7 protein-coding genes are annotated in these 6030 nt (G+C 64.0%); 2 read left to right on the top strand and 5 right to left on the bottom strand.

Features of this window, described 5'->3' with window-relative positions:
- Both ENZ75_RS17865 and ENZ75_RS17860 read left to right on the top strand, forming a co-directional pair.
- On the top strand, positions 1-1119 hold a 1119-nt coding region (locus ENZ75_RS17865; RefSeq protein ID WP_245481170.1), incomplete at its 5' end, for an aminomethyltransferase family protein.
- Entirely contained in the window at positions 1112-1651 is a 540-nt protein-coding gene (locus ENZ75_RS17860) for a hypothetical protein (protein WP_063169863.1), read from the top strand. The genes ENZ75_RS17865 and ENZ75_RS17860, both read left to right, overlap by 8 nt.
- A gap of 14 nt (positions 1652-1665) precedes the next feature.
- Here ENZ75_RS17860 and ENZ75_RS17855 read toward each other — a convergent pair whose 3' ends face one another.
- The 5 genes from ENZ75_RS17855 to ENZ75_RS17835 all read right to left on the bottom strand — a co-directional run.
- Entirely contained in the window at positions 1666-2151 is a 486-nt protein-coding gene (locus ENZ75_RS17855) for a hypothetical protein (protein WP_063169862.1), read from the bottom strand.
- Between the two features lie 118 nt (positions 2152-2269).
- Positions 2270-2830, bottom strand: a complete 561-nt coding sequence (gene msuE, locus ENZ75_RS17850; protein WP_027164238.1) for an FMN reductase — start codon at positions 2828-2830, stop codon at positions 2270-2272.
- 64 nt (positions 2831-2894) lie between these two features.
- On the bottom strand, positions 2895-4142 hold the full coding sequence (locus tag ENZ75_RS17845; protein ID WP_063169861.1) for an SfnB family sulfur acquisition oxidoreductase: 1248 nt from the start codon (positions 4140-4142) through the stop codon (positions 2895-2897).
- Between the two features lie 24 nt (positions 4143-4166).
- Positions 4167-4973, bottom strand: coding sequence for an ABC transporter ATP-binding protein (locus ENZ75_RS17840; RefSeq protein ID WP_024501876.1), 807 nt, complete (start codon positions 4971-4973; stop codon positions 4167-4169).
- A 79-nt stretch (positions 4974-5052) separates the two neighbouring features.
- Positions 5053-6030, bottom strand: a 978-nt coding sequence (locus tag ENZ75_RS17835) for an ABC transporter substrate-binding protein (protein ID WP_128278215.1), incomplete at its 5' end; no start/stop codon positions are given.

Genomic DNA, 6030 nt, shown 5'->3' with positions numbered 1-6030 from the left:
GTCTTCCAGGAATATGGCGGCTGGCTGCGGCCTGCTCATTATGGCGGCAACGCGGACGCGGAACGTTCGATCGCGGACGAGGCGCGACGTGCGCGCCAGTCGGTCGCGCTGTTCGATGGTTCGACGCTCGGCAAGATCGAGGTGATCGGGCCGCAGGCGGCGGCGTTCGTCGATTTCCTCTACTACAACACCATGTCAACATTGAAACCGGGCCGCTGCCGTTATGGCTTCATGCTGTCTGAGAACGGCGTGGTCTTCGACGACGGCGTGCTGGTGCGGCTGGACGAGCATCGCTTCGTCGTGTCGTGCTCGTCCTCGCATGTCGCCGCCGTCCATGCGCGGCTGGAGGAATGGCGCCAGGACCGTTTTGGCCGCGGCGCCGTCTACATCCACAACGCCACACCGGACATGGCGACACTGACCGTTTCGGGGCCAAATGCCCGCAAGCTGCTGGAAAAGCTGCATCTTGGCCTCTCGCTCGACGATGCCGACCTGCCGCATATGGCGATCGGTCATGGCACTTATGCCGGCGACGAAGTCCGCATCGCCCGCGTCAGTTTCACCGGCGACAGGAGCTACGAGATTTCGATCCGGGCCGACCACGCCGAGCCGCTATGGGCGCATCTGCGCGAGGCCGGCCAGGCGCTCGACGCCATCGTCATCGGCCTGGAGGCGCTGATGATCCTGCGTGCCGAAAAGGGTTTTATCGTCATCGGCAAGGACACCGACGGCACCACATTGCCGCATGATCTCGGCGTCCACGGTCCGCGGGCCAAACGCAAGACCGAGTTCGTCGGCCGCCGCTCATTGTTCACCGAGGAGGCGTCGCGTGACAATCGCATGCAGCTTGTCGGGCTGGCAGTGCCGCAAGGCGAAGCACCGCTGCCGACCGGCGCGCATGGCATCAAACGGATCGACGGCAGATTGCGCAGCCAGGGCTTTGTCACCTCGAGCTACCAGAGCCCGACGCTTGGCCGCCCGGTTGCGCTTGGGCTGATAGAGCGCGGCGCGACGCGGCACGGCGAGACGATTGACATCCAGTATCTCGGCAAGATCAGCAAGGCGACAATTACCGCCCCTTGCGCCTTCGACCCGGCAGGAGACCGGCTGCATGCGTGATCTCGCGGAAAAATGGTCCGTTGCACCGGACTGGCAATCGGCGGTGATCAAGGTGCCCGGCCTTGTGGTGCGCGCGGTCTGCGGCCTCAACCAGTTGCTGGTCAGCGGCGACCTCGACGCGTGGGCGCGGGCTTCGAGCGCCGACGGGAACGGAGTCGGAGCCTTTGGCACCGCACAAGGTGACCGCTATGCGGCGCGACTGGCGCGCGACCGGCTGCTGATCGTCTCGAACAGCCCGCTTGCCATCGCCTCGGGCTGGCACACAGACGGGTTCGCGGTGACGGCGATCAGCGCCGGGTTGCAAATGTTCGAGGCCGAGGGCACGGCGCTCGACGCTTTCATCGCGCGTGGAACGACGCTCGATCCCAGCCAAGCGAGCGCCAGTGCAGCGCTGTCCTTCGCCGACATCAGCGCCGTCGTCTATCGCCATGACGCCAAGCTGCGCATCCATGTCGATCGCGGTCTTGCCGCCTATCTCTGGACATGGATGGAAATTGCCGCCGGCAACATCGCCGCAGGATCAGCGAAGTAGCCGGTTACGGCTGGTCAGAGTGTGAACGACCAGAACAGGCAGGCCAGCGTCGCAGCGGCAAAGACGACGAAGAACAGGCTGCGCAGCAGCACGTTGCGGCGCAACTCGTTCATGACAAAGTGACACCCGACGATCGCCGCGGCAAACAGGAACCGCCAGTTCAGCAATGTCCACACGGCGCTGCCCTGCCCGAACGCCCATCTGGCGACCATACAGCCGACGATGGTCGCAAACAGTGCGATCACGGTCCAGAAAAGGGCATCGGCGGCATGGGTCAGGACGATACCGGCCGCCCTTATCGGCAGGATCATCATCAGCATCGCGCTGAAGAAATAGACGGCGGCAATCGGGATGAACACGCCGGCGTCGGCAATGCCGTCAAGGCGCCTGACGCCGATCGCGCCATAGGGATAGCCGTGCCTGGCGACAGCCAGGCTCAACGCCATGAGCAAGGCGGTCAGCACGGCGACCAATGCGAAGGATGTGAGGGCTTTGCTCATGACGTTCCTGTCCCAGACGAATCAGACAGGAACGGTTTTAGCGGTCGGTCGTAAATTGCGCGTAAGCGGGGGCGCTGCCCTCACGGATTTCGTTCAGTTCAATCTGGCTGACGACAGGCTATTCAGCGGCGATCCGGCCTGCCGAACGATTGGCCAGCACAAAGCCGACCTCGTCGACCGCCTGCGCCGCACGCTTAAGGATCGCCTCGGAGCGCAGCACGCCGTCGGTGAAATCCTTGTCGGTGGCGTAGACGGCGGTGGGCAGCGCAAAGGCCTCGAAGAAGCCGAACAGCGGCCGCAGCTGATGCTCGACGATCAAGGCATGGCGCTCGCCACCGCCGGTCGCCGTCAGCACGATGGGCTTTCCCCGCAATGCCGCCGGATCGATCAGGTCGAAGAAATGCTTGAACAGGCCGGTATAGCTGCCCTTGTAGGTCGGCGAGCCCACGACAAGCACGTCGGCGGCGAGGATTTGTTCCAGGATCGCGTGCGCCTGGCCGTCGAGATCGCGGGCCCATTTCGCCGTTCCCAGCGACGGCCCGAGATCCTCGATATCATAGGTGCTCGCCGATAGGCCGTGGCTGGCGGCGATGTCCCTGGCGACCAGATCGACGAAGGCGCGCGTCTTTGACGGCCTGGTGATGTTGCCGGAAAAGCCGACGACTGTTGGGTTTGACATGGCAGTGGGCCTCTTGGATGGTCGAAGGTTTGACGTGGCGGGCCGCCAGCCCGCCGGTGGAAAATCAGCTCCAGGCGTGCAGCGGCGGATTTTCGCCGTTGAGGAAATATTTGCCGAGGATCGAGTATTTCCAGCGCACCGGATCGTGCAGCGTGTGCGTGCGCGCGTTGCGCCAATGCCGGTCGAGATTGTGCTCGGCCAGGGTTGAGCGGGTCCCTGCCAGTTCGAACAGCTTGTTGGTGGCGGCGATGGCGATCTCTGTCGACAGGATTTTTGCCTCGGCAGTGACGATCTGGGCGTGCGCCACCGTCTCGGCTGTCGGCTCGGCCACTGCCCGGTCGATTGCATGACCGGCCTTTTCGAGCAGCGCCTGCGCCGCGTGCAGGCGCAGCGTCAGGTCGCCGATGGCCTGAATGGTGTAGGGATCGTCCCAGGCGTTGTCGACGCCGCTGTCGATCCAGGCGCGGCTTTTGGTCCTGACGAAATCGACCGTCTCGTCGATCGCCGCCTGGGCGATGCCGGTGTCCACGGCCACCTGGATGATCTGGAAGATGGCGCCGTCGGCGGTCGGTTTGTCGTAGCCCTTGTAGCCGGGTACCAGATGCGTCTTCGGCACCTTGACGTTGTCGATGATGACGGTGCCGGACAGGGTCGTGCGCTGGCCGAAGCTCGACCAGTCGTCGATGACGGTCAGGCCGGGTGCGCCGCGGTCGGCGATCGCATACCAGGCGCGGCCCTCGTCATCGAGCGCCACGATCGGCACCAGATGGGCGAGCAGCGCGCCGGACGAATAGAATTTCCGGCCGTTGACGACCACATGATCGCCGGCATCGGTGAAGCGGGTCTCAAAATCGGCGGCGCGCTTGGAGCCGAACTCGGAAAAGGCGTTGCCGAACCGGGTGCCCTTCAGCGCTTCGGCGAACAGCAGCTTCTGCTGGTCCGCGTCGGAGACGGTGCGGATGGCAGCGACGACGCCGAGATGGTTCTGCGCAACCTGGCCGATCGAGGAATCCGCCGCCGAGATGATCTCGATCACCTTCGCCAGCGTCGCATAGGACACCTCCGGCCCACCGAATGCCTTGGGTACATTGATCGACCACAGGCCGCTTTGCGAAAAGGCATCGAGTTCGGCGACCGGCCAGATCCGTTCACGGTCGCGCCGGGAGGAGTCCTTGACGAATTCGGCGGCGAGCGCATGGGCAACCGCAATCGCCTCGGCGTCGTCCTTGATGATGTGCGCCGGGGCGATCGGCCTTGCGACTGGCGGCACGGCGGCGGAAGCCTTGTCGGTCTTGACGGTCGAAACGGTCATTTCACTGCTCCTTGGGATTTCGATTCAGGCAACGGCGTGGAGATGGGCGGGCTTGGTGGCGGGTGACGCCTGTTGCCCGGGGTTCGATTGACCGAGATAGAAGGCCCTGATGTCCTCGCGCTGGCGAAGCTCGGGGGCCGCGCCGGCGAGAACGGAAACGCCGTTCTCCAGCACCGTGGCATGGTCGGCATATCGCAGCGCCACTGCGGAGTTCTGCTCGGCGACCAGGATGGATAGGCCAGTCTCGCGGTTGAGTTTTTTCAAGCTCTGGAAGATGTCCTGGACGATGATTGGCGCGAGCCCCATCGACGGTTCGTCCAGGACGAGCAGCCGCGGCCGCGACATCAGCGCCCTGCCGATGGCGGTCATCTGCTGTTCGCCGCCGGAGGTCAGGCCGGACAATGTCCGGCGTTTTTCCCGAAGCCTCGGGAAATAGCCGTAGATCCGTTCGAGATCCCCGTTGATCTCGGCGCGGCTGCCGCTGCGGCCGATGCCGCCGGCGATCAGATTCTCCTCGACGGTGAGGCTTTTGAAGCAGTGGCGGCCTTCCAGCACCTGAACCAGCCCGGCGCGCACCAGATCACCCGGTTTGCGGCGCGAGACATCCGAGCCGTCATAGCGGATGGTGCCGGCATTGACCTGGCCGCGTTCGGCCGGCAGCAGGTTGGAGACGGCCTTCAGCGTCGTGGTCTTGCCAGCGCCATTGGCACCGAGCAATGCCAGTATCTGGCCGCGCCTGAGCTCGAAACTGACGCCATGCAGCGCCGTGATGGCGTGGTTGTAGGTGGCATGGACCGTGTCCACAGCAAGAATGACGTCATCGTTCGGCATAGGCTGTTCTTTCGCGGTTCGAAAACCGAACAGGTCGGGCGCCACGGAAACTTGGTCCGCGACGCCCGGCACTGACTGATCAGTTGGTGGTCACAGCATTGGCATCGTCGGCGGTGCGCAGCTTGATGCCCTTCTCGGCGGCGTAGGCCTCGGCGGACTTCTCGATGATTGGCCGCAGCAGCGCCCAGTCCGGCGCGATCCAGTCGGAGACGACGTTCCACTTCTTGCCGTCCCACTGCTGGAAGGTCACGTAGCCTTCGCCTTCATGGTTGTCCCAGCTGACATTGATCGAGTGGAACAGGTCCTTGGCGCCGAGCGCCTCGACCTTGGCCGGATCAAGCTTGAGATGCTCGAAGCCCCAGCGGACCTCGTCGCCGGTCAGCGTGCGGTGGCCGAACTTCTCCTGCGCGATCCGGATCGCCTCGACATTGAGGATGCCGTTGACGATGCCGAGATTGTGGTAGACCGAGCCGATGCGCGCCTTGTCTTCAAGGTTACCCTTGCCGGCGCCGTAGACCGTCTTCACGATCTCCTGAACCACCGGGTAGGAGTTGCCGGAAGCCTGCGTGGTGATGGCGGTGTAACCCTTGGCGGCGTCGCCGGCAGGGATGACATCCTCTTCAGAATTCGACCAGACATTGCCGACGATGTGATCGACGGGATAGCCGACCTTGACCGCCGTCTTCAGCGCCACCGGGTTCATCACACCCCAGCCGCGCAGGACGACGAAATCCGGCTTGGCGCGGCGGATGGTCAGCCACTGCGACTGCTGCTCGTTGCCGGGATGCGGCACCTCGATCTGCTGCACGGTGAAGCCGTATTTCTGCGCCAGCAGCTCATAGATCGGGATGGTCTCCTTGCCGTAGGGCGAGCCGTGATAGAGCACGACGATCTTCTTTCCCTTCAGCTTGTCGATGCCGCCTTCCTTGGAGGCGATGTAGTTCACGATGCCTGATGTCTCGCTGTAGGGATTGAGCAGCAGCGGGAAGACGTAGGGGAAGACACGCCCGTCGGTGGAATCGGTGCGGCCGTGGTTGACGGTGATCAGCGGCACCTT

The sequence above is a fragment of the Mesorhizobium sp. M7A.F.Ca.CA.002.04.1.1 genome, from assembly GCF_004022805.1.
Taxonomy (GTDB): Bacteria; Pseudomonadota; Alphaproteobacteria; order Rhizobiales; family Rhizobiaceae; genus Mesorhizobium; species Mesorhizobium ciceri.
The sequence above is the reverse complement of the archived record's forward strand: the minus strand, read 5'-3'. Positions and strand labels throughout refer to the sequence as shown.

Excerpts from the sequence above, each read along its gene's own strand:
- ENZ75_RS17860 (WP_063169863.1), top strand. The coding sequence starts at position 1,112 with ATGCGTGATCTCGCGGAAAAATGGTCCGTTGCACCGGACTGGCAATCG.
- ENZ75_RS17855 (WP_063169862.1), bottom strand. The coding sequence starts at position 2,151 with ATGAGCAAAGCCCTCACATCCTTCGCATTGGTCGCCGTGCTGACCGCC.
- msuE (WP_027164238.1), bottom strand. The coding sequence starts at position 2,830 with ATGTCAAACCCAACAGTCGTCGGCTTTTCCGGCAACATCACCAGGCCG.
- ENZ75_RS17845 (WP_063169861.1), bottom strand. The coding sequence starts at position 4,142 with ATGACCGTTTCGACCGTCAAGACCGACAAGGCTTCCGCCGCCGTGCCG.
- ENZ75_RS17840 (WP_024501876.1), bottom strand. The coding sequence starts at position 4,973 with ATGCCGAACGATGACGTCATTCTTGCTGTGGACACGGTCCATGCCACC.